This is a genomic window from Polaromonas sp. P1_G2 (genome assembly GCF_056405515.1).
The window spans coordinates 1-22,042 of record NZ_JBFUBY010000055.1; the positions used below are offsets into that span (position 1 = coordinate 1).

At 64.1% G+C, this 22,042-nt stretch carries 22 protein-coding genes; 8 read left to right on the forward strand and 14 right to left on the reverse strand.

What is annotated here, in order from left to right:
- The 13 genes from AC1D0P_RS08180 to ahpC all read right to left on the reverse strand — a co-directional run.
- Window positions 1–306, reverse strand: a 306-nt coding sequence (locus tag AC1D0P_RS08180; protein ID WP_477676279.1) for an ExbD/TolR family protein, incomplete at its 3' end; no start/stop codon positions are given.
- 69 nt (window positions 307–375) lie between these two features.
- Window positions 376–1,089 (reverse strand): MotA/TolQ/ExbB proton channel family protein, encoded by a 714-nt coding sequence (locus AC1D0P_RS08185; protein ID WP_477676280.1) that lies wholly within the window; start codon window positions 1,087–1,089, stop codon window positions 376–378.
- A 30-nt stretch (window positions 1,090–1,119) separates the two neighbouring features.
- On the reverse strand, window positions 1,120–1,818 hold the full coding sequence (locus AC1D0P_RS08190) for an energy transducer TonB (RefSeq protein WP_477676281.1): 699 nt from the start codon (window positions 1,816–1,818) through the stop codon (window positions 1,120–1,122).
- A 132-nt stretch (window positions 1,819–1,950) separates the two neighbouring features.
- Window positions 1,951–2,196: a (2Fe-2S)-binding protein gene (locus AC1D0P_RS08195; RefSeq protein ID WP_436155071.1), complete on the reverse strand. Its 246-nt coding sequence runs from the start codon at window positions 2,194–2,196 to the stop codon at window positions 1,951–1,953.
- A 239-nt stretch (window positions 2,197–2,435) separates the two neighbouring features.
- Complete coding sequence (locus tag AC1D0P_RS08200) at window positions 2,436–3,143, reverse strand: Fe2+-dependent dioxygenase (protein WP_477676282.1); 708 nt, start codon at window positions 3,141–3,143, stop codon at window positions 2,436–2,438.
- 90 nt (window positions 3,144–3,233) lie between these two features.
- Window positions 3,234–5,522, reverse strand: a complete 2,289-nt coding sequence (locus AC1D0P_RS08205; protein WP_477676283.1) for a TonB-dependent receptor — start codon at window positions 5,520–5,522, stop codon at window positions 3,234–3,236.
- 387 nt (window positions 5,523–5,909) lie between these two features.
- Window positions 5,910–6,386, reverse strand: coding sequence for a bacterioferritin (bfr, locus tag AC1D0P_RS08210; RefSeq protein WP_477676284.1), 477 nt, complete (start codon window positions 6,384–6,386; stop codon window positions 5,910–5,912).
- A 132-nt stretch (window positions 6,387–6,518) separates the two neighbouring features.
- Window positions 6,519–7,292 carry a ferredoxin--NADP reductase gene (locus AC1D0P_RS08215; protein WP_477654093.1) on the reverse strand — a complete coding sequence of 258 codons (774 nt, stop codon included), beginning with the start codon at window positions 7,290–7,292 and terminating at the stop codon, window positions 6,519–6,521.
- A 189-nt stretch (window positions 7,293–7,481) separates the two neighbouring features.
- Entirely contained in the window at window positions 7,482–7,679 is a 198-nt protein-coding gene (locus AC1D0P_RS08220; RefSeq protein WP_477676285.1) for a hypothetical protein, read from the reverse strand.
- Window positions 7,676–8,845 carry a PepSY-associated TM helix domain-containing protein gene (locus AC1D0P_RS08225; protein ID WP_477676286.1) on the reverse strand — a complete coding sequence of 390 codons (1,170 nt, stop codon included), beginning with the start codon at window positions 8,843–8,845 and terminating at the stop codon, window positions 7,676–7,678. The genes AC1D0P_RS08220 and AC1D0P_RS08225 overlap by 4 nt, the downstream gene beginning before the upstream one ends.
- A gap of 20 nt (window positions 8,846–8,865) precedes the next feature.
- The gene (locus AC1D0P_RS08230) at window positions 8,866–10,986 is read right to left on the reverse strand and encodes a TonB-dependent siderophore receptor (protein ID WP_477676287.1); all 2,121 of its coding nucleotides are present in this window, start codon (window positions 10,984–10,986) and stop codon (window positions 8,866–8,868) included.
- 119 nt (window positions 10,987–11,105) lie between these two features.
- Window positions 11,106–12,674 carry an alkyl hydroperoxide reductase subunit F gene (ahpF, locus tag AC1D0P_RS08235; RefSeq protein WP_477676288.1) on the reverse strand — a complete coding sequence of 523 codons (1,569 nt, stop codon included), beginning with the start codon at window positions 12,672–12,674 and terminating at the stop codon, window positions 11,106–11,108.
- 118 nt (window positions 12,675–12,792) lie between these two features.
- Window positions 12,793–13,356, reverse strand: coding sequence for an alkyl hydroperoxide reductase subunit C (gene ahpC, locus AC1D0P_RS08240; RefSeq protein WP_007874200.1), 564 nt, complete (start codon window positions 13,354–13,356; stop codon window positions 12,793–12,795).
- A 335-nt stretch (window positions 13,357–13,691) separates the two neighbouring features.
- On the opposite strand from ahpC, the gene AC1D0P_RS08245 reads away from it, so the two are divergent.
- From AC1D0P_RS08245 to AC1D0P_RS08280, 8 genes are read left to right on the forward strand one after another with little or no spacing between them, the layout of a single operon-like run.
- Window positions 13,692–15,956 (forward strand): TonB-dependent hemoglobin/transferrin/lactoferrin family receptor, encoded by a 2,265-nt coding sequence (locus tag AC1D0P_RS08245; protein ID WP_477676289.1) that lies wholly within the window; start codon window positions 13,692–13,694, stop codon window positions 15,954–15,956.
- Between the two features lie 56 nt (window positions 15,957–16,012).
- On the forward strand, window positions 16,013–16,372 hold the full coding sequence (locus AC1D0P_RS08250) for a hypothetical protein (protein ID WP_477676290.1): 360 nt from the start codon (window positions 16,013–16,015) through the stop codon (window positions 16,370–16,372).
- 20 nt (window positions 16,373–16,392) lie between these two features.
- On the forward strand, window positions 16,393–17,508 hold the full coding sequence (locus AC1D0P_RS08255) for a hemin-degrading factor (RefSeq protein ID WP_477676303.1): 1,116 nt from the start codon (window positions 16,393–16,395) through the stop codon (window positions 17,506–17,508).
- Complete coding sequence (locus AC1D0P_RS08260) at window positions 17,505–17,885, forward strand: VOC family protein (protein WP_477676291.1); 381 nt, start codon at window positions 17,505–17,507, stop codon at window positions 17,883–17,885. Before AC1D0P_RS08255 ends, AC1D0P_RS08260 begins: the two co-directional genes overlap by 4 nt.
- A 39-nt stretch (window positions 17,886–17,924) precedes the next feature.
- A complete protein-coding gene (locus AC1D0P_RS08265) occupies window positions 17,925–18,857 on the forward strand; it encodes a heme/hemin ABC transporter substrate-binding protein (protein ID WP_477676292.1) in 933 nt (310 codons plus the stop codon).
- Complete coding sequence (locus tag AC1D0P_RS08270) at window positions 18,854–19,264, forward strand: VOC family protein (RefSeq protein ID WP_477676293.1); 411 nt, start codon at window positions 18,854–18,856, stop codon at window positions 19,262–19,264. Before AC1D0P_RS08265 ends, AC1D0P_RS08270 begins: the two co-directional genes overlap by 4 nt.
- Window positions 19,261–20,319: a FecCD family ABC transporter permease gene (locus AC1D0P_RS08275; protein WP_477676294.1), complete on the forward strand. Its 1,059-nt coding sequence runs from the start codon at window positions 19,261–19,263 to the stop codon at window positions 20,317–20,319. The genes AC1D0P_RS08270 and AC1D0P_RS08275 overlap by 4 nt, the downstream gene beginning before the upstream one ends.
- A complete protein-coding gene (locus AC1D0P_RS08280) occupies window positions 20,316–21,167 on the forward strand; it encodes a heme ABC transporter ATP-binding protein (protein ID WP_477676295.1) in 852 nt (283 codons plus the stop codon). Before AC1D0P_RS08275 ends, AC1D0P_RS08280 begins: the two co-directional genes overlap by 4 nt.
- Before the next feature lie 3 nt (window positions 21,168–21,170).
- On the opposite strand, the gene AC1D0P_RS08285 is transcribed toward AC1D0P_RS08280, so the two are convergent.
- The gene (locus AC1D0P_RS08285) at window positions 21,171–21,959 is read right to left on the reverse strand and encodes a TOBE domain-containing protein (protein ID WP_477676296.1); all 789 of its coding nucleotides are present in this window, start codon (window positions 21,957–21,959) and stop codon (window positions 21,171–21,173) included.
- Window positions 21,960–22,042 lie beyond the last annotated feature (83 nt).

A 22,042-nucleotide genomic window follows, 5' to 3' on the forward strand; every position in this document is an offset into this window, starting at 1 on the left:
GATGTGCAGTTCGGGCTGCGGGTTCTGGGCCGCCGCAGTCTTGAGCTGGGTRCCCAGCTGTTCATCGGTGATCTTGGTTTCGTTGAGGAAATAGCTGCCTTCGGCGTCCACGCTGAGGCGAACGGTCTCCGGCTTGATGTTTTGCGCTTCGTTGGAGGCGCGCGGCAGGTCGATGTTGACGGAATGCTTCATCACGGGGACCGTGATGATGAAGATGATGAGCAGCACCAGCATGATGTCCACCATGGGCGTCATGTTGATCTCGTTCATCACGTCATCGCTGTCGTCTTGGGTTCCAAAGGCCATGGTGCTTCTCGGTCACTGAATTAGGGGCCTGGCTGCTTTTGGCGGCGAGGCCGGGTAGGGGGGAGGTGTTCAGGCCTTTTTCATCGGAACGACATTAGCCTGGCCGCCGGCGCTCACGCGGGCACCGGTCACGAAGTAGGCATGCAGGTCGTGCGCGAAACGGTTGAGCTTTTGCAGCACACCCTTGTTGCCGCGCACCAGCGCGTTGTAGCCCAGCACCGCGGGAATCGCCACGGCCAGGCCGAGGGCCGTCATGATCAGCGATTCGCCGATGGGGCCGGCCACCTTGTCGATGGTCGCCTGGCCGGCTGCGCCTATCGAGAGCAGCGCATGGTAGATGCCCCACACGGTGCCGAACAGGCCGACGAAGGGGGCGGTCGAACCGACAGAAGCCAGAATGGCCAGGCCGGATTGCAGCTTGGCGGTGAATTCGTCGATGGTGTTGCGCAGCGTGCGCGTGACCCAGTCGCTCACGTCCAAAGCGTCATGCAGGTGCGCTTTGGTATTGCGGTGGTGCAGTGTGGCTTCACGGCCTTCCAGGGCCAGCTGGCGAAACGGGTTGGTGGGGTCGCCGCCCAGCTTGGTCAGGCCGGCCGCGAAATCCTCGCTGTGCCAGAAGTCTTCGGCCGCGCGCGCGATGCGCTTGTATTTGATGAGGTCCAGCGTTTTGATGATGATGACCATCCACGAGGCCAGGGACATCACCAGCAGCAGCAAAGCCACGGATTTGGTGACGATATCGCCCTGACTCCAGACGTTGGCAAGGCCGAATTGGGAATTCATGAATCAATACTCCACGGTTTTCAGAAAAAATTACTCTAGAACGAAATTGATGGGCACTTCCGACCACATCTCTTCGGCTACGCCGCCTCGCTTGCCTGGCACATAACGCCAGCGCATGGCGGCGGTCATGGCCGCCTGGTCGAGCCGGTCAAATCCGCTTGACTTGCGAATTTCAGCTTTCTTTGGCTGGCCGTCCACACCGATGAGCACGCGCAAGAGCACCTTGCCCTGTTCGCCCAGGCGTCTGCTGATGGGGGGATAAGGCGGCTTCGGGTTCTGCAGATAGTCGGCGTCGCTGGAGGGCAGCTGTACGGCGGGAGGTGCGGGCGGCGCGACTGGGGCCACGGCCACGGGCGCAGGCGGCAGCGGCGGTGTGACCACGCCCGTCGGGGCATTCGGCGAAGGCGTGGGATCCTGGATGGCCAAGGGTTGGGGCGCCGGTTTTACGGGCGCCTTGGCCACGGCCTTTTTCTGCACGGTCGGCGTGGGCGGGGTGGGCGGTACGGGCTCTACCTTGGGGGCGGGCGGATCGATGAATTGCGTCAGGATTTCGGCGGGCACCACGATTTCGGCGGCGCGCATCAGCAGGCCGCTTTGCAGTGCCCAGATGAAGCCTATATGCAGGCCGACCACCACCAGGGCGATCACGGCATTTCGGCTCAGGGGTTGGCGCGGCGCGGGCGGGCGCGGGGCGGTGGAGAAGGCGGTGGAGAAGGCGGTGGCGGTCATCGGGAATAGGTGGGGAAAAAGGCCGCGTGCGTGCCGCGGGCTCAGTTCAATCAGTGTTTGAGCAGAATCAGCGGCGGAAGATCCACCACGTGGAAACTATCACCAGGATCAGGCTGGCGGGAAGCGCCGCAATCAGGCTTGAGCTGAGTGTTGCAAGATGTGCCATGGGCTGCCTTCCTGTGTATGGGTGGCGAGCTTGATGTTGGCGGTCGGGCAACTGGTGCTGCACTGCGCCACCACGTCACGGGCGCAGCCTTCGCATTGGCCGCACTGGGTGGCCACGCCGAGTTCGAACTGGATCTCGTCAAAGCCCAGGCCCGCGCGGGCATGACGGGCGATTTCGCGGTCGGAGATTCGGCGGCAGACGCAAACAATCATGGATGGGCTTGGCTGGGGATTGATTCAATCGGTGTGCTGATTATAAATGCGAATCTATCGCATTTGCAATCGAGGAAAGTTTATTTCCTTACCAGGCCGCCGCCAAGTCCTCAATCAGCCGCCGATCTGTCAGGCTGAAACAGGTAGTTTTCCACGTCAGGCTTGATTGTGGCGCTATGAATTTTGCAGTTACCCCGAGACAAACGCCCCTTTGGGGGCAGGGGGATGCCCGGACGACCCTAGACCTCAGCCCACATCCGCAACAGGTTGTGATAACAGCCGGTCAGCCGCACCACTTCCGGGCTCTCGGCGGCGCCTTGGGCCGCGCGTTGCAGGTCCTTCTGGCGCAGCGAGGTGATGGCCATGTCCATTTCGTACAGGAGCCGGCGCTGGGCATCGGAGCGGACCATGCTCTCGATCCAGAAAAAGCAGGCCAGCCTTTCACCGCGCGTGACCGGCTCCACGCGGTGCACGGAGGTGCCCGGGTACATCACCAGGTCGCCGGCCTCGAATTTGATGCGTTGCTCGCCGTAGGTGTCCTGGACCACCAGCTCGCCGCCGTCGTAACTGGCCGGATCGCTCAGGAACAGCGTGCAGGAGATGTCGGTGCGCACGTGGCGCGCGGTGGCGGCATGCGTGCGCACGGCGTTGTCGATGTGGTTGCCGAAACTGTTGGCATCGCCGCCATAGCGGTTGAAAAGCGGCGGGTAAACCGACTTTGGCAGTGCGCCGGTGACGAACATCGGGTTGCGGGCCAGCGCCACTGACACGATGTGGCGGGCTTGCTGGGCGGCCGGCAGGTCTTCCGGCAGCTGCAGGTTGTTTTTAACGGTGCCGCTCTGGCTGCCGGCGGTGATGCGGCCGTCGGCCCAGTCGGCGCCCAGGATCAGCTGGCGGACCTGCGCGAGTTCGGCTGGCTGGAGGGCTTGGTGAATGCGGAGCAGCATGGAGGAATCTCCGGAAAGAGCGCTGAAATGAAAAAAGGCACCCGGAGTATCCCCCAGGTGCCTGAAACCTTGGAAAAGTTCTGTTTGAAATCAGAACTTGCTGGTCAGCGTCACGCGCACGCTGCGCGCGTCGCCGGGCGCCACAAAGCCGCGGTACAGCGTGTTGTAGTACACCTTGTTGAACACATTGTCGATGTTGAGCTTGACGGTGTTGCCTTCGTTGATGCGATATTCCAGCAGTGCATCGGCCTTCACGTAGCCCGGCGCGCGGTTGGTGCTGGTGACACTGTTGGCCGGCTTGTTCGTGCTGACGCCGGTGAAGCCGCCGCCGATGCGCCATTTATCGCCGATGCGGTAGGTGGTGAACAAGGTCGCCTGGCGGCTCGGGCTCAGGCCCGGGTTCTGCCCGACTTCGGCCTGGCCCGCTGCGTTGGAACCCGATTGGTCGATCCTGGCCTTCAGGAAGCCAATGCCGGCAAAGACATCCCACTGTGGCGTGATGCGGCCGGCGACCTCGAATTCGAGTGCGTCGGTGTGGCGCTTGCCGGACAACAGATAGGAGTTAGTGTTGGTATCGATGTCGGTGTTGCGCTCGTTGTACTTCTCGGTGCGGGCAAGTGCTGCGCGCAGCGAAAGGTCGCCGCCGTAGAGTTCCCACTTGGCGCCGATCTCCATGTTGCGGCTGCTTTCAGGCGCCGTATTGGCCGAGTTCGGGTCGAACTGGTACAGGTCGCCCGAAGTGTTGAACGACGTGCCGTAGGCGGCGTAGTAGCTGACCTCGTCGGTCGGCTGGTACATCACGCCCAGGCGTTTGCTCAACAGGCTGTCGGACCTGGAGAGCCTTCCATTGTTGGGGGGCGCACCGGTGGGACGATCGTAGTCGGCCTTGAAGTTGTCGACGCGCAGGCCGGCGACCAGCTTCCAGTAAGGCGTGAGGTCAATCGTGTCCTGCATGTACAGGCCCAGCGTGGTGGCCTTGAAGGACGTTTCCAGCCTCTGCGTGTAGTTGCCGCCGATGCCGGTGCTGATCGGGTTGCCCACCGTGGTGCCCGGTTTGGCACCCGTCAGGAGAGGATAGCTGAGGCGATCGGAATTCTCGACCGCGTATTCGGCGCCGATCAGCAGGCTGTTCTTGCGTCCGAACCACTGGGTGGTGGTGAGGTAGTCGGTTTGCAGGAAGGTGTGGTGCTCGTTGCCTGCCTTGGCATTGCCGGCGCTGGTGTTGCCGCGGCTGACCAGGGTATTGGCGTTCAGGTTGGCCAGCGTGGTGCCGGCGGCGAAGCTGGCTTGCGTGGCGCGCAGCGTGCGGGAATAGTAGCCATCACGCACCGTGGTTTTCAGGCTGCTGCCGTCGGCCCAGCGGTGGGTGTGGCTCAAGGTGACGGCATCGGCCTTGTCGTTCTGGAAGTCGGTGTTCAGGCCGTACCAGAATTTTTCGGTCAGGGGAGCGGGGCGGCTGTTGAACCACGCAAAACCCCAGTCGGGCTTGTCGTTGTAGTGCAGGTGGTAGTAGCTGACCTCAAATTCGTTGGCCGTGCCGATGCCGAAGCGGTAGTCCAGCGCCAGGCCGCGGCGGTGGGTGGAGGCGCTGGCGTTTTCGCCGCGGCCGTCGCTGTCGGTGGCCATGGCGTTGATCCGCAAGGCCGCGTCATCACCGAGCTTGAAGTTGAAGTCGCCCTGGTAGCGCTGGTAGCCCTTGGTGCCGACGGTGGCATTCACCTCGTGTTCGGTGATCAGGCGTGCCTGCTTGCTGACCTGGTTGATGATGCCGCCGGTGGAGCCGCGGCCGAACAGCATGGACGCCGCGCCGCGCAGCACTTCCACGCGCTCGACGTTGAACAGGTCGCGGTTGTATTGGGCGATGTCGCGCATGCCGTCGGAATACATGTCGCCGGCGGCGCTGAAGCCACGCAAGCGGACGTTGTCACCGACGCGGCCGCCTTCACCGGCTTCAAAGGTGATGCCGATGACGTTTTCGAGCGCGCTCTTGAAGCTGTCCTTGCCCTGGTCGTGAATCAGCTTTTCGTTGACCACCGTCAGCGACTGTGGGATGTCTTTGGCCGGCACGGGCATCTTGCCGACGCTGGTGACGCCGCTCTGGTAGGTCTGGTTCGCGCGGTCGCGGGTGCCCGTGACCGTGACGGGAGCCAGGCTCTTGCCTTCGGCCGGCGTGGAGGCGGTGGTGCCTGCGGCAGCGGGAGCGGGTGTGACGCTTTGCGCCCAGCCGGACACCGAAACCGCCAGCATCAGCGCGCCCAGCGGCAACAGGGCTATGTCGGACGCTGGTGCAGCGAGAGGGGAGACGTTGTTGTTAGTACCGGCATTGCGGTTTTTTTTATTGCGCGCAGTTCGTGCGGCGCGAGCGGACGGGTGTGCCAAGATGGCCTCCAAGCAGGGTCCAGCCAGCCATTCGGCAGGCGGACCGGGTTCAGGAAAAAAAGCTTGGCTGGCTCGAAATCACCGGTTGGCGAGACGAGTTGGCTGGCGCGAAAAGTTCGCTCGAAGTGTATATCAAATGATAATGATTCGTAATATCTTGTTTCGAAACGATCAAGAACGCGTGCGGGAAGGGCTGCTTTTGTGGCGGAAATGCCAAAACGAATGCGCGGGTGTTTTAAGGCCGCACGGGCTTTGAGAAAGATGGGGACTGCGCTGCAACGCAAACTGGAAGGCTGGCAGGCTGGCGCTCAGAGATCCCTGAAAACGACAATGAGGCCCGCAGGCCCCATTTTTGCGCGCGACGGGCATTTGCCCGCTGCAGCGTGATTAGCTGACTTCGCCCATCTGGCTTTGGAGGTAGTTCTGAATGCCCACCTTGGCGACCAGTTCGATCTGGGTTTCCAGGAAGTCGATGTGCTCTTCCGTGTCGTCCAGGATTTCCTGGAGCAGGTCGCGTGAGACGTAATCGCGAACGCTTTCGCAGTGGGCGATGCCGTCCTTGATCGTTGCCTGTGCACCGGTTTCGGCTTTGAGGTCGCAGTTCAGGGCCTCCAGCACGTCCTCGCCGATCATCAGCTTGCCCAGGTCCTGCAGGTTGGGCAGGCCGTCAAGCAWGAAGATACGGTCCATCAGCTTGTCGGCATGCTTCATTTCGCCGATGGATTCCTCGTATTCCTTCTTGGCCAGCTTGTCCAGGCCCCAGTGCTTGTACATGCGGTAGTGCAAAAAGTACTGGTTGATGGCCGTCAGCTCATTCTTGAGCTGCGCCTGCAAATGAGCGATGACTTGTGCGTCGCCTTTCATGGGAATTCCTTATCGTTGTTGTGCGGATCGCCCATTGTCACTGGCCGCAGGCGACAACTCAAGCATTCCCCTGCTGTCGCGGTCTGCTTGCGTTTGATTGTGAGAACCGTTCGTATTGCAGCGAACCGACGCCTAGCGCTCAGCGAAGGCGCGTTCCACGACGAAGTGGCCGGCGTGCTGCATATTGCCTTCTTCCAGGCCCTGTGCTTCCAGCATGGCCTTGATGTCGCGCAGCATGTCGGGGCTGCCGCACAGCATCAGGCGATCGTTGTCCGCCGAGAGCGCCGGCAGGCCGAGGTCGCTGTAGAGCTTGCCTGACTGCATGAGCTCGGTGATGCGGCCTTCGTTGCGAAAGCGTTCGCGCGTCACGGTCGGGTAATAGAGCAAGCGCCCGCGCACCAGCTCACCGAGGAACTCGTGCTCGTGCAACTCGTGCTCGATCAAGCCGCGGTAGGCCAGCTCGGCGCTGGTGCGGCAGCCGTGCACCAGCACCACGCGCTCAAAGCGCTCGTAGGTGTCGGGATCCTTGATCAGCGAGAGAAAGGGCGCCAGGCCGGTACCGGTGGCCAGCAGCCACAGGGTTTTGCCGGGCAGCAGGTTTTGCAACAGCAGCGTGCCGGTGGGCTTGCGGCCCACCAGGATGTCGTCGCCGGGTTGCAAGTGCTGCAGCCGCGAGGTCAGCGGACCGTTGGCCACCTTGATGCTGAAAAACTCCAGCTGGTCTTCATGGTTGGCGCTGGCCACGCTGTAGGCGCGCATCAGCGGTTTGCCGTCCACCGGCAGGCCGATCATGGTGAACTGGCCGTTGACGAAGCGAAAGCCCGGGTCGCGCGTGGCGGTGAAGCTGAAGAGCGTATCGGTCCAGTGGTGGACGGAAATAATGCGTTCGGTGTTAAAGGCGCTCATGAGAAAAAAGAAGAAGGAAAGAACGAAAAGTAATTAGAACGATGCAAGAGGGCATAAAGCCCGCCGCGCACCCCTTCAGTCCAGGCCTTCAGATCGTGCGTGAGCAGCGCCGTATTTTATCGCCTGCGCGAAGCGATGGTGCGCGACCACCTCGACACCACGCCGGCGCCAAGGTTTCGCCCGTCGCGCTCAGTGCCTGGCCGGCTTGCGCGGCACCCATGCGAACCAGGCCATCACGGCCACCGGCACGCCCAGGCCGAGCCAGGCCCACCAGTCGCCCAAACCGTCGGACACCAATGCCGTCAGCAGGCCGCTGGCACTGAGAAGGCCCAGCACCAGGGGCCAGCCCCACATGCGCCAGAAAGAGGGCGTTTGTGGCGCGCTCATGCCGTACCGCCTGGCGCCTTGTGGGAAAGAACATGCGATTCCCGCGCGGCCACGGACGTGGCAGGCTTCGCAGCCGCGGCCGGGTTGCGGCGCTTGACCCAGAGATAGAGGCCGCTACCCAGCACGATGATGGTGGCGACGTCCAGCAGCGCCCAGAGGATCTGCATGGGCATGCCGCCGTAGTCGCCGAAATGCAGCGGCTGCGACACCAGCAGCGCCGTGAGGTACCAGGGCAGCGGCGGGCTGGCGGTGAGCGCGTTGGTGCCCGCGTCCACCAGCACCGGCTTGAGCAGGCGCGAGTTGAAGGGCTCGTTGCCGCGCAGGAACACCGTGTAATGGTGCGGGCTGGAAAAGGTCGTACCCGGAAAGGCGATGAAGGCCATCTTCATGTCGGGCGCGAGCGCGGTGGCCGACGATGCCGCCTGCTGCACCGAGGCCAGGCGTGCCGGCGGTTTTTGTCCCTGGTAGGGTGCCAGCAGCGCGCTGAGCTGGTCGTACTGCCAGTACTTGATCAGCAGGTCGGCCCAGGTGTTGATCATGCCGGTTGCGCCCACGGTGAAGGCCCATACCAGCGTCACGACGCCCAGCAGGTTGTGCAGGTCCAGCCATTTGGCGCGCGGCCGGCTTTGCCGCACGGCGCCGAAGTCAAGCTTGCGCATGAAGGGCGCGTACAGCACCACGCCCGAGACAATCGCCACCAGCAGCAGCAAGCCCATGAAGCCCAGGAAGAGCTTGCCGGCCAGCCCGGCGAACAGGTCCACGTGCAGCTTGAACATGATGTACATAAAGCCTTCGTCGAACTTGGGCTGGGCCAGCACCGCCGCGGTGCGCGCATCGACGGCCACGGTTTTGTTCCCGACCTCGGAGGTCGGCGTGTCGCCCAGCGTGACGTACCAGAAGCGGTCGTCGTCGATCTCGTGCGAGGCGAACATGGGCACTTTGCCCGGGTGCAGCGCCTGCGCCACCTGCATCACGCTGTCGAGGCTGGCGCGCGGCGTGCCCTTGGGCAAGTCGGGCGCTTCCACTTCCGTGCCCAGCAGGTGGCCGATCTCATGGTGAAAGATCAGCGGCAGGCCGGTCAGGCACAGCAGCAGCATGAAAGCAGTACAGACCAGGCTGCTCCATTTATGGATCCAGGTCCAGGTTTTGATTTTGCGGCTGTTCATCGTGGTTCTCCTTGAGGGGCCTAGAAGCGGTAGGTGGCGCTGGCCACCACGTTGCGCCGCGCGCCATACCAGCAGTCGCCGCGTGCCAGGCAGGTGCTGAAGTAGGTCTTGTCGGTCGCGTTGTTGATGTTGACGGCGTAACGCCAGTTCGCGGTGTCATAGGCGAACATCAGGTCCAGCAGCGCGGCGCTGGGAATCTGCGGGCCGTTGCCGCCGCCCTGCTGGTCATTGAAGGCGCCCATCCAGCGCACCCCGGCGCCGGCCGAGAAGCCGTTCACGCCGCCGATGGAGAAACGGTACTTGGCCCAAACGCTGGCCTGGTGCTTGGGCAGGCCTTCGAGCTGTTTGTCCAGCTCGGTGTAGTTGTAATGCGCAACCAGTTCCAGGTTGGGCGTGACGGGACCCTTGACTTCGAGCTCCAGCCCCTTGGTGCGCGTGGCGCCGACCTGGGTGTAGACGTCGGGCAGCGGCGAGGCGATCTGGTTTTTTTCGCGCAGGTCATAAAGCGCGGCGCTGTAGGCCAGCGCGCGGCCCGCCGGCTCGTACTTCAGGCCCAGTTCCCACTGCTCGCCACGCAGCGGCTTGAACAACCGGCCCTTGATGGCGGCCTGCGGCGTGAAGGATTCGCTGTAACTCACATACGGCGACCAGCCCGAAGGAAAGGCGTACATCAGGCCCAGGCGTTTGGTCGTGGCCGTGCTTTTCTCTTCGGGGCTGCCTTCGGCGCCCGCGACGGCTTTGTCATGGCGCAGGCCCGCCGTGACGATCCAGTGATCCCATTTCATCTGGTCCTGCACATACAGGCCGGTCTGGCGCTGCGTGGTGCGCGGCAGCGCGGTGCGATCCGGCACCAGCAGGTTGCCGTAGACCGGTGCATAGGCGTCTATCTCGCTGACGGTCGCGCCCGACCAGACGTTCTCGCGGTGGCGCGCGAAGTCCGCCCCGAACAGCAGCGTGTGCTGCAGCGCGCCGGTGCTGAAATGGCCCTCGGCATGGTTGTCCAGCGCGGTGATGCGGTTGCGCGTCAGCGAGCTGTCGTTGATGCGGCCCAGCCGCCGCTTGGTCACCGGATCGGAGCCCCAACTGCCCGGGCTGGTGAAGAAGTCACCATAGTGGTAGCGGTTGTCGTTCTCGTTGCTCGAAACGCGGAAGTTCTGGCGCACCGTCCAGCTGTCGTTGAACCTGTGCTCGAACAGCCAGCCCAGAGTCTTGCGCTCGGAGTTGTAGTAGTCGCCGGGTTCGCCGATGAAACGGTTCGTGGGCAGGCGGCCGTTGGGATTGGGCAGCAGCGTGCCTTCCCACGGAAAGAACTGCGAGGTCGAGCCGCTCTTGTCTTTTTGCCAGAGCGCCTGCAAGGTCAGCGAGGTGGCGGCGCTGGGCCGCCATGTCAGCGAAGGCGCGACCAGGCTGCGGTCGTCCGGCACATAGTCCACCTGGGTGTCCGATGAGCGCTTGAGCGCGACCAGCCGGTACAGCCATTCGCCGTCCTGCGTCAAGGGTCCGGTCAGGTCGACCTGGAACTGCTTGCGGCCATGGCTGCCGTACTGCACGCCCACTTCGCGCTGCGCTTCGGCCTGCGGCCTTTTGCTGACCATGTTGATCACCCCGGCGGCCGTGCCCGCGCCGAACAGCATGCCCGAGGGGCCGCGCAGCACCTCCAGGCGTTCCAGCGTGTAGGGATCGGCGCGGGTGCGGCTGGTGTAGTAGCCGTAGGCCTCGCGCAGGCCGTCAAGGTAGTTGTCGGGGTTGGCGCCGCGCACCCGCACCGAATCGGTCCGCGAGTCCAGCCCATAAGCGTCGGAGCGCACGCCGGCGGCGTAGCCCAGGGCATCCTGCAGGTTGGCGGCGCCCTGGTCGGTGATCTGCTGGCTGGTGACCACTGTGACGGCCTGCGGCGTTTCGGACAGCAGCGTATCGGTCTTGGTGGCCGTGGAGGCTCTTTTGGCGCGGTAGCCGATCACCGGGCCGGTGGCGGTTTCTTTTTCCTGGTCGGCGCTGACCTGCACTTCGCGCAAGGTGGTTTCGGCAGGGGTCGGGGTCTGGGCGTAGGCGCCTTGAAGCGCGGCGGCCAGGGAGAGGGCGGTGAACGGGGCCAGGCGGTGTGTGGCGCGTCCGGCGCGCGGCAGGTGCGAGATGGGCAAGTCAAAACTCCGGGGAGGATCGCCAGGAAACCGGCGGCGCTGCGGTTTTGGGTCGGACTAGCGGGTTTTCGGGCAAAAAAAAGCCGCCCGGTCAGGGCGGCTATTGGAGCTTCAGCGCATCACGCGGGGATAGGGCTGCGGATCAGGTAATCAAAGGCGCTGAGGGCCGCCTTCGCACCTTCACCGGCCGCGATGATGATCTGCTTGAAGGGCACCGTCGTCACGTCGCCGGCCGCGAACACGCCGGGAACCGAGGTCTGGCCCTTGGCGTCGACGATGATTTCGCCGTGCTTTGACAACTCGACCGTCCCCTTGAGCCAGTCGGTGTTGGGCACCAGTCCGATCTGGATGAACACGCCTTCGAGCGCCACGGTTTTCAGCTCACCGCCGGCGCGGTCCTTGTAAACCAGGCCGTTGACTTTCTGGTCACCCGTGATTTCGGTGGTCTGCGCGTTGGTGATGACCGTCACGTTCTGCAGGCTGTTCAGCTTGCGCTGCAGCACGGCGTCGGCGCGCAATGCGGTGTCGTATTCGATCAGCGTCACATGGCCGACGATGCCGGCCAGGTCGATGGCCGCCTCGACACCCGAATTGCCGCCGCCTATGACCGCCACGCGCTTGCCCTTGAACAGCGGCCCGTCGCAGTGCGGGCAATAAGCCACGCCCTTGTTCTTGAACTCGTGCTCGCCGGGCACGTTGATGTTGCGCCAGCGCGCGCCGGTCGAGATCACGATGGATTTGCTCTTGAGCGAAGCGCCGCTTTCGAGCTGGACTTCGATCAGGTTTTTGTCCGGGCCGCTGTTCGGGATCAAGGCCTTGGCGCGCTGCAGGTTCATGATGTCCACGTCGTAGTTGCGCACGTGTTCTTCCAGCGCATGGGCGAATTTCGGTCCTTCGGTTTCCTTGATGGAAATGAAGTTCTCGATGCCCATGGTGTCCAGCACCTGGCCGCCGAAACGCTCCGAGGCCACGCCTGTGCGTATACCTTTACGAGCGGCATACACAGCCGCCGCGGCGCCGGCCGGGCCGCCGCCGACGATCAACACGTCAAAGGCTTCCTTGCCGTCAATCTTTTTGGCTTCGCGTTCGACACCGCTGGTGTCTATCTTGGCGAGGATTTCCTCCAGGCTCATGCGGCCCTGGCCGAACTCGGTGCCGTTCAGGAACACGGTGGGCACGGCCATGATCTGGCGTTCTTTGACTTCTTCCTGGAACATGCCGCCTTCAATCATGGTGGCGCGGATGCGCGGGTTTTGCACCGCCATCAGGTTCAGCGCCTGGACCACGTCGGGGCAGTTGTGGCAGGTCAGCGAGACATAGATTTCGAACTCGAAATCGCCGTCGAGCGCGCGGATCTGGTCCAGCACGGCCTGCTCGACCTTGGGGGGGTAACCGCCGATCTGCAGCAGCGCGAGGATCAGCGAGGTGAATTCATGGCCCATGGGCAGGCCGGCAAAACGCGGGCCGTGGTTTTCGCTGGGGCGATTGATGGAGAACGAAGGCTTGCGGTGCTTGTCGTCGCGGCTTTCGGTCAGCTTGACCAGTGGCGATGCCTCGGCAACGTCCTTCAGCAGCGACAGCATTTCGCCAGAGCCTTCGCTGTCGTCGAGCGAGGCAACGATTTCAATCGGCTGCGTGGCGCGTTCGAGGTAACTTTTCAGTTGGGCTTTGGTGGCTTCGTCGAGCATGGCGGACTCACTTTCAATGGCAAAACGGGATCAAAAGGGAACAAAAGGGAACAAAAAAGCCCGGGACGGCACACATGTGCCGGGCCCCCGGGCCTTTGTCAGGAGGACGGCAGGGTTCTTAAATCTTGCCAACCAGGTCGATGGACGGGGCGATCGTCTTGGCGCCTTCGTTCCACTTGGCAGGGCAGACCTGGCCGGGGTGTGCGGCGGTGTACTGGGCTGCCTTCAGCTTGCGCAGGGTTTCTTTCACGTCGCGTGCGATCTCGTTGGAGTGCACTTCAGCGGTCTTGATGACGCCTTCGGGGTTGATCACGAAGGTGCCGCGCAGTGCCAGGCCTTCTTCAGGGATGAACACGTCAAAGGCTTTGGTCAGCGTGTGGGTCGGGTCGCCCACCAGCGGGAACTTGGCCTTGCCGACTGCGGGGGAGGTTTCGTGCCAGACCTTGTGCGAGAAATGGGTGTCGGTGGTCACGATGTAGACCTCGGCGCCGGCCTTCTGGAATTCGGCGTAGTTGTCGGCCGCATCTTCCACTTCCGTGGGGCAGTTGAACGTGAATGCAGCCGGCATGAAGATCAGGACCGACCATTTGCCCTTCAGCGATTCGTCTGAAACGTCGATGAACTTGCCATTGAGAAAGGCTTGGGTTTTGAAGGGCTGGACTTGGGTATTGATCAGGGACATCTGGATAGCTTCCTATAGGCTGGTTAAAAATGCTTGCGAAACGATAGTATAACTATTAAAAACATCATTGTTCGATAGTTATTGGCTATTTATCGAATAGGCGTCGCGCCGGATTTGCCTGTTCATCCTCGTCAGCCGCTGTGACCCGGGCGTGACGGACGGAGGCCGAGACGCACCAGCCACGCTACTCCTCGGGCTATTTTGCATCCAAATGTTGCGAATGAGAACAATTCGCATATACTTCGATTTTTCCAGAGCCAGCCACAAGCGACGCGAAGCCGACAGCTTCCTCCGTTGCAGCAGCAAGCCCTCCAAACCTCTTACTTTGGGCTTGCATGACTTCCATCCATCCTTCCTCGCGTTTCGCGCTGCGCGAAATCTCCCTGTTGACCGCTCTGGCCTGTGGTGCCGGCTTTGCCGCGCAGGCGCAAACGGTCGTATCGGCCGCACCGGCCATGACCGCCGCGGTGCAAGTCGCCGCCCTGAAAGAAACCGTCGTCAGCGGTTCGCGCAACGAGCAGTTGGTGGAAGACATTCCACAAACCATCGACGTGATCAACGCCGAGGACATCGAGCAGGGGCAGATCAGGGACATCCGCGACGCGGCCAAAAACATCCCCAACGTTTCGGTGCGCCGGGCGCCCGCGCGTTTCGGCCTGGCGCAAGGCGATACCGGCCGCGAAGGCAACGCCGGCTTCAACATCCGCGGCCTCGATGGAAACCGCGTGCTGATGATGGTCGACGGCATCCGCATTCCGCGCAGCTATGCCTTCAGCCCCAACTCTTTTGGGCGCGACAGCCTGTCCATTGACCTCATCAAGCGCATTGAAATCGTCAAGGGCCCGGCCTCGGTGCTGTATGGTTCCGACGGCATTGCCGGCCTGGTCAACTTCATCACCAATGAGCCGGACGATTACCTGAGAGACGGCAAGTCGCTGGGCGGCCGTGCATCCATCGGCTACAGCGGCGACAACAATGAAACCGCCGCCAGCGGCACCATCGCCGGCCGCGTCAATGAGATGCTGGCCTGGCAGCTGAGCGTGGCCACCAGTAGCGGCAAGGAGCTGGAAAACCGTGGTGATGTCGGCGGCACCGGCTTTACCCGCACCCAGCCCAACCCGCAAAAGGACAAGGCCAACTCGCTGCTGGCCAAGGTCGTGCTGAACCCGAGCTCTTCGCAAAAACACGTCATCACCTTCGAGCACGTCGACAAGAAGAGCGACTACAACCTGCTGACCGCGCGTTCGGCCACGGTGCTGGACTCCTATTCGACCGGAAAGATGGACCGCGACCGGCTGACCTGGGATGCCAAGTACAAGGTAGACACCGCGGTCACCGACAACATCCAGACGGTGCTCAGCTACCAGGATGCGAAGTCCAACGATTACACCTATGAGCGGCGTACGGCGTTGCCGCAGGAGCGCGTGCGTGACACGACCTACAGCGAGCGTACGCTGCAGGYCAGCGTCCAGGCCGACAAGACCCTCCGCATGGGCGCCAACTCGGCGCAGAAGATCACCTACGGCCTGGACCACACCAGCGCGAAAATCGAAAACCTGCAGACCGGCCTGGTGCCACCCGCCGGCGAAACCTTCCCGCTCAAACGCTTCCCCGACACCACCGAAACCGCCACGGCTTTTTACGTGCAGGACGAGTTCATTCTGGGCGACTGGAGCGTGACGCCGGGCGTGCGCGCGGACAGCTTCAAGATCGACGCGGCGCAGGCCGGCTTCCCGGTGCCCGCCGTCTCGCTGTCGGGCTCGGCCGTGTCGCCCAAGGTCGGCGTCATCTACCGCGCCACGCCGCAGTGGAGTTTCTTCGGCAACTATGCAAGCGGTTTCCGCGCGCCCAATGCCGGCCAGGTCAACGGTTTCTTCCAGAACCTTGCCGGCGGCTACCGCACCGTGCCCAACCCCAACCTCAAGCCAGAGAAAAGCCGGAACGTCGAATTCGGCGTGCGCGGACGCCTGGAGCAGCTGAGTTTCGACACCGCCGTGTTTTACGGCCGCTTCAAAGACCTGATCCAGGACGGCGCCATCGTGAGCGGCGCCTTCGGCAACCCGGGCAACCCCGCCGTGATCCAGTCGATCAACATCGACAACGCGACCATCAGCGGTTTTGAAATCAAGGGCGACATGAACTGGGGCAAGGTCGGCGACGGCAAGCTCAGCACGCCGTTCTCCTACGGCTACACCCGCGGTACGGTGAAGAACACCGGCAAGCCGCTGGACACCATAGACCCGGCCAAGCTCAGCGTCGGCCTGAAGTACGAAACCGCGACCTGGGACGTACGCCTGGATGCAAGCCACCATTCCGCCAAGAAGTTCGACGACATCAGCGCGCAGGCCATTGCCGCCTCGCCGCCGGCGGTGCCTGTGGCGACCACGCAATTCGCCGTGCCGTCCGCGACCACGCTGGACCTGACCGGCCAGTGGCGTTTCAGCAAAACCTTGCGCCTGAACGCCGGCCTTATCAACCTGACGAACAAGAAGTACTGGAACTGGTCGGATGTCCGCGGTGTGGCGGCCAACTCCTCCTTCCGCGACGCCTACAGCCAGCCGGGTCGTTATTTCAACGTCTCGCTGGTCGCTGATTTCTGATTTTTCCGATTTCGTCCTGAACCCTTTTTTGACAAACAGAGGAAAGCGAAAAACATATGAGCCAGTTCTCCGACCACGGCGTCAACGATGGCGAAACCGCTGCGGCCGATGCGCAGGGCATGCCCCCGGCGGAAGCCCTGCTGGCCGGAACGCTGGCCCTGATGACCGGCCACGCACAGGCCTGCTGCGACGGGCAGCGCGCCTTGCTGACCCAAAAAATCATCGCCAACCTCTTCATGCTGTCGCGCCACCCGGCAGCGCCACCGAACTTCAGGGCCATTGCCGCCAACCTGCACCCCTTGTGGGTGCGGGTGCTGCAGCCGGGCCCCGAGCAGCCACAGCAGGGGCTTTTGCCTGCGGACCATTCTGATACCCACCGCGTGCTTTGGCACACAACCCCGGAGACCCTTCAATGAGCGCAGTCCTTCAAACCCAGATGCGGCCCGACGCCGCAAGCCAGGCAGATGCCGGCACTGCATCCCTGAACCCAGCCGCCTTGCGCGAGCGATTCGCCGCCGCGCGCAGCAGCGGCAAGCGCGCCAAGGATGCGGCCGAGAGCATAGGCATCACCGAAGGCCAGGCCGTCGCCGCCCACGCGGGTGCGCACGAGCTTGCCCTCAAGGCCACGCCGCTCAAAGGCCCGTGGGTCGAGATCCTGCAGGCGCTGGAGCTGTGCGGGCCGGTCATGGCGCTCACGCGCAATGAATCCACCGTGCATGAAAAAACCGGCGTCTACCGCAACATCAGCGCGCAGGGCCATATGGGCCTGGCGCTCGGCGAAGAAATCGACCTGCGCATCTTCTTCAGCCGCTGGCATGCCGGCTTCTACGTTTTTGAGCCGGCCAACGACCCCAAGAACCCGGCTTCGGAAAGCCTGCAGTTTTTTGACGCGCATGGTGTGGCCGTGCACAAGGTGTTTGCGCGGCCCGAGACCGATCGCGAAGCCTTCAGGGACGTGGCCAACCAGTTCACCGACGCAGACAAGGCTTACGCTTTCACGCCCGCCATCCCCAAGCCCGCGCCCAAGCCTGATGCGGACATCGACGCCGCAGCACTGGCCCAGGACTGGAGCGAGATGAAGGACACGCACGAATTTTTCGGCCTGATCGGCAAGGCCGGCGCCGAGCGCCAGCAAGCCTTCCGCCTGGTCGAGGGCCGCTTCACCCGGAAGGCCGACCTGACGATCGTCCGCAAGCTGCTCGACGAAGCCTCCATGGACGGCACGCCCATCATGGTGTTTGTCGGCAGCCTGGGCTGCATCCAGATCCACACCGGGCCGGTCAAGCGCGTCGAACCCATGGTCACCCCGACCGCGCAGTGGATCAACGTGCTCGATGCCGGCTTCAACCTGCACCTGCGCGAAGACATGGTCAAGAGCGCCTGGATTGTCGAGAAGCCCACCACCGAAGGCCTGGTCACCTCGGTCGAGGTCTTCGACGGCGCTGGCGAACTGATGGCGATGTTCTTCGGCGCCCGCAAACCCGGCGTTCCCGAACTGCAGGCCTGGCGCGAAATCGTGGCGCGGCTGCCCAGGCTCAAGGAAGCCGCATGAGCGGTGGCGCAAGCGGTTTCGGCGCGGTTGAGATCAAGGCCTTTGTGCCTGCGAAAGACTTCGCGCTGTCCAAACGCTTTTATGAAGAGCTGGGGTTTGAGATCCCATGGTCGGACGACACCCTGGCCTATATGCGCCTGGGTGACACGGCCTTCTTCCTGCAGAACTTTTACCTGGCCGAGCACGCCAGCAATTTCATGATGCACCTGATCGTGCAGGATGTGGAAAGCTGGTGGGCGCGACTGCAGCAGGCGGACGTGGCCGGCCGCTACGGCGTGCGCACCGTTGCGCCGCAAGACCAGCCCTGGCGCCAGCGCGACCTCGTGCTCTGCGACCCGTCCGGCGTGCTCTGGCGCATCGCGCAGAACATCGCATGAAGACTTCCTTGAGCAAAACACTTCCCCACAAGGCTTCCCATGACAGCAGCCCCAACTCCAATCCGCCGGCGCGACGCCTTGCGGTATTTTTCACTGCCGGCGGTTTCCGCCGTCTCCAGCGTCTGCGGCCTGTCTGCGACTGCTGCGCAGGCGCAGGCGACGGTAGCGGCGAAGATGCCGCGTATCGTCTCGGTGAGCGGCGCGACCACGGAAATCGTCTACGCGCTGGGCGCTGAAAAGCAACTGGTCGGCACCGACACCACCAGCCTCTTTCCGGCCGCGGCGTTGCACACGCCGAAGGTCGGCTACATGCGCCAGCTTTCGGCGGAAGGGCTGCTGTCGCTCAAGCCCGATGCCGTCATCGGCACGACGGAAGCCGGCCCTGGCGTGGTGATGGACCAGATCCGCAGCGCCGGCGTCAAGGTCGAACTGGTCGAGGCCGACCACAGCTGGGCCGAGGTTCAGCGCAAGGTCGCCGCCGTCGGACGCGCAACCTCGCGGGTCGCGCAGGCTGCCGCGCTGCAGGCCAAACTCGATGCCCAATGGGCGGAAGTGCTGGCCGCAGTGGCCCGCAAAACCGGCCGCAAGCCCCGTGCCGTGTTCATCCTCACGCATTCGGGTTCGCCGCAGGTGGCCGGCGAGAAAACCGCCGCGCATGCGATGTTCACCTTCGCGGGCCTGGACAACRCCCTGGTCACGATCGGCGGCAGCACCAATTTCAGCGGCTACCGCGCCATGACGCCCGAAGCCCTGGTGACATCCGCGCCTGACGTGATCGTCACCACCACGCAGGGCGTGGAGGCCAGCGGCGGGCTCGAAAAATTCTGGCAGCGCCCCGGCCTGGAGCTCACACCGGCCTACAAGCGCCGCGCGCTGGTGGCGCTGGATGCGCTGTACCTCATCGGCTTCGGCCCGCGCCTGCCGCAGGCCGTGGCCGAGCTGCACCAGGCCGGCCTGAAAGCCGCCGCATGAACGACCAGCCCATGAAAGCCGCCATGACCGAAGTCCTCTGCGCCCGCACGCCGGCCGTGCTGCACTGCGCAGACTTGCGCCGGGCGCTGGCGTTTTACTGCGATTGCTGGGGTTTTGCCGTCCGGCACAGCGTGCCCGGCGTCATCGCCGTGCTCACACGCGAATCGGTGACGGTGCAGCTCTGGCAGCGCCGCGCCGACATGGCGCCGCAACACTTTGCCTGCCGCCTGCTGGTGGACAACATCGAACAGTGGCACATGGCCCTGCAATCAGCGCCCGGCCAGGCGCCGCATGCGCTGGTGGAGCAGGAGTGGGGCACGGAATGGGGTATCAGCGACCGCGAAGGGAACCGGCTGCTGCTGGTGCAGTCGGCCCCGCATGCCGCCAGGCGCAGGGCCCGCGCATGAAGGCCGCGCTGCACGGTGACCACCGGCGCTGGCCGGCGGCGCTGGTGCTGGGCGCGGGCGTGCTGCTGCTGGCCCTGAGCTTTTTCATCGGCAGCGCGCGCGGCGCTTACGCCATCAGTCCGCTACAGCTCTGGAATGTGCTGCTCGACATGCTGGCGGGCAGCGGCCAGCCTTCGCCCGAACACCTGGTCTTCATGAACATACGCCTGCCGCGCCTGCTGCTGGGCGTAGCCGCCGGTGCGGCGCTGGGCATGTCGGGCGCGCTGATGCAAGGCCTGTTCCGCAATCCTTTGGCCGACCCGGGGCTCATCGGCGTCAGCAGTGGCGCGGCGCTGGCCGCAGGCATGGCCATCGTGCTCGGCAGCATGTGGTTTCCCGAGATGCCGCGCACGCTGGGCAGCTGGACGCTGGTGCTCATGGCCTTCCTGGGCAGCCTGCTGGTGACCGTGCTGGTGTACGCGCTATCGCAGCAGGACGGCGCGACGCGGGTCGGCATCATGCTGCTGGCCGGCATTGCCGTCAATGCGCTGGCCGGCGCGGGCCTGGGCTATCTGACCTTCCTGGCCACCGACGAACAGCTGCGCAACATCCAGTTCTGGCTGCTCGGCAGCCTGGGCGGCGCGCGCTGGAGCGCGGTGGCGCTGGTGTTTTCCATTGTGCTGGCCGCGCTGGGGGCGGGCCTGACGCTGGCCCGGCCACTCAACGCCATCGCGCTGGGCGAGGCACAGGCCACGCTGCTGGGCGTGCCGGTCGAGCGCGTCAAGCGTTTTGCCGTGCTGGTGACGGCGCTGGCCGTGGGGGCCGTTACGGCCACCACCGGCATCATTGGTTTCATCGGCCTGGTGGCGCCGCACTGCGTGCGCCTGGTGGCCGGACCCGACCACCGCATCGTGCTACCGGGATCGGCCCTGCTGGGCGCGGCCCTGGTGCTGGCCGCCGACAGCGTGGCCCGCACGGTGGTCAAGCCCGCCGAGCTGCCGCTGGGCGTGCTGACGGCTTTTGTCGGTGTGCCCTTCTTTTTGCTGCTGCTGCGCCACTTCAAGAACCGGCTATGAACGCACGAAACATGCATGATTTTTCGCTCGTGGCCGGACTGCTCGAAGTGGTGGGCGTGGGGGTGGAGGTGCCCGGCCGGTCGCTGCTGCGGGCCGCCTCGGCGCAATTCGCGGCCGGGCAGGTCACCGCCGTGCTGGGGCCCAACGGTGCGGGCAAGTCCACGCTGATGTCGGTGCTGACCGGCCAGCGCCAACCCACAGGCGGTGCTGTCTACCTGGCCGGCAAGGCGCTGGCCGCCTATGCGCCGCTTGAACTCGCCCGTGTACGCGCCTCAGTGGCGCAAGAAACCCAGGTCGCCTTTGAATTCACCGTGCGCGAGGTGGTGGAGCTGGGGCGCTACCCGCACCGCAGCCATCCGGGCAGGCAGGAGGCGGACATCCCCCTGCAGGCCATGCGGGCCACCGCGGTCGAACACCTGCAGCACCGCGCGCTCAACACGCTCTCGGGCGGCGAGAAGGCGCGTGTGCATCTGGCGCGCGCGCTGGCGCAGGTGTGGGAGCCCGCCGCCGGCGCGGCAGGCGTCCAGGCCACACGCTGGCTGCTGCTGGACGAACCTACGGCCGCGCTCGATTTGCAGCACCAGCACCGCATGCTGCAACTGGTGCGCGTCTGGGCAACCGCCCAGAGCGTGGGCGTGGTGGCCGTGCTGCACGACTTGAATCTTGCACTGCGCTATAGCGACCGCTGCGTGGTGCTGCAGGGCGGCGAGGTGGTGGGCAGCGGCGCCACCGCCGAGGTGCTCACGCCTCCTTGCATCGAAAAAGTCTGGGGTGTGGTCGCGCATCCGGTCGCGCCGCAGGGCGGGGCGGCCGGGCCTTCGCAGTACGTGTTTGAGGCACCGGTTTAAAACCTAGGCTGCCAGGGCGATCACGACAGCCGACTCGTCGACCCCGGCCTGCACCAGTGCCTTGGTCTTCAGTCCGCTGCCCGCAGACGCAAAACCCACGAGCTGCAGGCCGCCATCAAGCTGCAGTGACACCTCATCGCCGCTGGCGCCGCGGCTGATGCGTACGGCCTGGCCCGTGAGGTTTTGAACGCCTGGCGGTGTGGCGCTTTGTGCACTCACCGCCACCGCCGTAGCCTTACACAGTGCCAGCACCGCTTGTCCCTTTTGCAAGCCCAGCAGCTCGGCGCTGGCCTTGGTGATGCGTGAAACCAGCGCAGTGCCGTCGGCCAGTTGCAGATGTATGCGCGCCACCTGGCCTCGCACTTCGAGCTTGTTGACCCGGCAGGGCAACTGGTTGCGCATGCTGGTACGCACGCTCATGTTGGAGAGTGCGGGCAGGGCACGCGGCAGCAGCAGCTCGTTGGATTTGAAGGCGGCCAGCACCTGGCTGCGGGTTTCATTCAAGAGGCCGGCGACCGCCAGCAGCTTCTGGCCTGCCGGGGTCAAGGTGGCGCCGCCGCCGCCCGAGCCGCCCACGGCGCGCTCCACCAGCGCCACCCCGGCCAGATTGGTCAATGTGTCTATGGCCTGCCAGGCCGCCTTATAGCTGACCTTGGCCTGGCGCGCCGCCTGCGAGATCGAACCGCTCTCGCCGACCAGGCGCAGGATGTCGATGCGCTTGTCGGCCGGCTCATGGCCGAAGGCACTGGCGAAGGAGGGGGCGGCGGACGATGAGGGGGCGGCTTTTTGCATGGAAGGCCTCGGGACAGGAAGCGCTATTCTAAAATAGAATAGCGAATGGGCCGGATGCCTTGGCCCCTTCATCTCATCACTGG

What these genes read in the sequence shown, in the direction of transcription:
- AC1D0P_RS08225 (WP_477676286.1), bottom strand. Translation starts at nt 8,845, where the DNA reads ATGAACAGCCGCAAAATCAAAACCTGGACCTGGATCCATAAATGGAGC.
- AC1D0P_RS08220 (WP_477676285.1), bottom strand. Translation starts at nt 7,679, where the DNA reads ATGAGCGCGCCACAAACGCCCTCTTTCTGGCGCATGTGGGGCTGGCCC.
- AC1D0P_RS08190 (WP_477676281.1), bottom strand. Translation starts at nt 1,818, where the DNA reads ATGACCGCCACCGCCTTCTCCACCGCCTTCTCCACCGCCCCGCGCCCG.
- AC1D0P_RS08200 (WP_477676282.1), bottom strand. Translation starts at nt 3,143, where the DNA reads ATGCTGCTCCGCATTCACCAAGCCCTCCAGCCAGCCGAACTCGCGCAG.
- AC1D0P_RS08285 (WP_477676296.1), bottom strand. Translation starts at nt 21,959, where the DNA reads ATGCAAAAAGCCGCCCCCTCATCGTCCGCCGCCCCCTCCTTCGCCAGT.
- AC1D0P_RS08185 (WP_477676280.1), bottom strand. Translation starts at nt 1,089, where the DNA reads ATGAATTCCCAATTCGGCCTTGCCAACGTCTGGAGTCAGGGCGATATC.
- AC1D0P_RS08215 (WP_477654093.1), bottom strand. Translation starts at nt 7,292, where the DNA reads ATGAGCGCCTTTAACACCGAACGCATTATTTCCGTCCACCACTGGACC.
- ahpF (WP_477676288.1), bottom strand. Translation starts at nt 12,674, where the DNA reads ATGCTCGACGAAGCCACCAAAGCCCAACTGAAAAGTTACCTCGAACGC.
- AC1D0P_RS08260 (WP_477676291.1), top strand. Translation starts at nt 17,505, where the DNA reads ATGAGCGGTGGCGCAAGCGGTTTCGGCGCGGTTGAGATCAAGGCCTTT.
- AC1D0P_RS08280 (WP_477676295.1), top strand. Translation starts at nt 20,316, where the DNA reads ATGAACGCACGAAACATGCATGATTTTTCGCTCGTGGCCGGACTGCTC.
- AC1D0P_RS08195 (WP_436155071.1), bottom strand. Translation starts at nt 2,196, where the DNA reads ATGATTGTTTGCGTCTGCCGCCGAATCTCCGACCGCGAAATCGCCCGT.
- AC1D0P_RS08270 (WP_477676293.1), top strand. Translation starts at nt 18,854, where the DNA reads ATGAACGACCAGCCCATGAAAGCCGCCATGACCGAAGTCCTCTGCGCC.
- AC1D0P_RS08275 (WP_477676294.1), top strand. Translation starts at nt 19,261, where the DNA reads ATGAAGGCCGCGCTGCACGGTGACCACCGGCGCTGGCCGGCGGCGCTG.
- ahpC (WP_007874200.1), bottom strand. Translation starts at nt 13,356, where the DNA reads ATGTCCCTGATCAATACCCAAGTCCAGCCCTTCAAAACCCAAGCCTTT.
- AC1D0P_RS08255 (WP_477676303.1), top strand. Translation starts at nt 16,393, where the DNA reads ATGCGGCCCGACGCCGCAAGCCAGGCAGATGCCGGCACTGCATCCCTG.
- AC1D0P_RS08250 (WP_477676290.1), top strand. Translation starts at nt 16,013, where the DNA reads ATGAGCCAGTTCTCCGACCACGGCGTCAACGATGGCGAAACCGCTGCG.